Annotated in this window: 1 pseudogene; it reads left to right on the top strand. The window is 65.3% G+C overall.

What is annotated here, in order from left to right:
• Window positions 1–190: 190 nt before the first annotated feature.
• Window positions 191–1,860, top strand: a pseudogene (locus tag ACYVDE_RS21500) (hypothetical protein); the annotation flags it as partial.

Here is a 1,860-nt window from a genome sequence, read left to right as displayed (position 1 = left end):
CTGCCCGCCGGCGTGTACGTGCTGCAGCTGCGCGATGCCCAGGGCCTGACGGCCACGCGCCGCGTGGTGCGTCAGTAACGATACCGGGCGCTGACCGGAGCCACCAGTATCAACGCCTGCCTAGCTCCGGCCAGCGCCCGCCGCGCTTCATTCCGCCACCAATACTCTCCCTTTCATCCTCATTCGCTTTATGTTTTCAACTTTACTACGCCGCTTACGGGATTCGTTGCTGCTATTAATACTGCTGCTGGCGGCGGGCTACCAAGCCCAGGCCTCGCACTTGCTGGGGGGCGAGATGAGCTACCGCTACGTGGACGCCAACGGGCCGTCCACGGCACCATTCCGCTACGAAATCACGGTTACGTTCTACATAAACGGCTTGCAGGGGCCGGGCATTGCCGGCCCGCTCACTACGCTGCCGGTGGCCATCTACAACCGCACCACCGGCGCCCGCATTCCCATGACGTCGGTGAACTACTCGTCGCTGCAGGGCACCGATATTTTGCTGCGCAACCCCACCAACTCGCCCACCATCAGCCCGCGGGTGCCGGCGGGCTGCACAGTGCAGGGCCCCAATCAGCCGTTCATTATCAACCGCTTCGTGGGGACGGTGAACCTGCCGGTCTCGTTTGACGGCTATTATGCCGTAGTGAACCCATCGGCCCGCAACTACACCCTCACCAACCTCAACGCCCCGGCCTCTGCCGGCCAGCCCCTCACGCTCTACGTGAGCATGTCGCCGGGCCTGCTGCTGCCCAACCGCTCCCCCGTTTTCTCGGACACGGCCGTGGCCATCGTGTGCCAAAACGACACGACCATTACCCTGAATAACGCTGTTGACCCCGACGGCGACCGTCTGGTGTACTCCTTTGGCACGCCCTACGGCACCCTGTCCAACGGTGGCGCTACCTTTCCGCCCCTGCCCCAAACAGTGCCCTACTTTCCGGGCTATAGCACGGCCAACCCCTTCGGCACCGGAACAGGCAACTTTGCCCTCATCAACGCCAACACGGGCATTGCCAAGTACGGAGCGACCACCAACGGCCTCTACGTGGTGGCGGTGGATGTGTCGGAATACCGCACCATCAACGGGCGCGAGGTGCTGATTGGCACCACCCGGCGCGACCTGCAGCTGGTGGTGTCGACCTGCCCGCCCACGCCGCCTCCGGTGCTGCCGCCCTCGGTCACGACGCCGCGCAGCTACACCATTGAGGAAGGCGAAACCCTCAGCATTCCGATTACCGCCACTCAGCCTTCCGGCGGGCACCCGCTGGTGATGACCGTGAACAGTGCCCTGCTCGACGGCAGCGGCCCTTTCAACGCCACCTTCAACGGCAGCCAGGGCACCGTGCAAACCGGCAACCTCACGGGCACGGCCACCGCCTCCGGCACGGGCTCGGTGTCGGGCACGTTTGTATTCAACTCGGTGTGCGGCAATGGCCGCGTCACGCCCTACGACCTGGCCGTGACGGTGAAAGACAACGGCTGCGGCGGCAAGCTGACGTCCGACGTATTTCGCATTACGGTGAACCGCGCGGCGGCTCCTACCGACATTACCGGCCCCGCTACCGTGTGCGACCGCGCCACGGTGCGCACCTACACCGCCACCGGCCCCGCCTCGCCCACTTACCGCTGGCGCGTGGTAGGCGGCACCATTGCCAGTGGCCAGGGTACGGGCACCATCACCGTCACGTTCCCCGGCACGGCCACGACCGGCATGGTGTCGTTGAAAGGGGTATCGTCGAAGGGCTGCCTTACCGACTCGGTGTATAAGAACGTCGACATCCGGCCGCTGGCCGTGACGGCGGCGGCCGCCACGCCCACCATCTGCCTGGGTGCGTCGACGACCCTGACGGCGAC

The organism is Hymenobacter agri (assembly GCF_054778495.1).
This window is presented reverse-complemented; position numbering and strand designations above follow the sequence as displayed.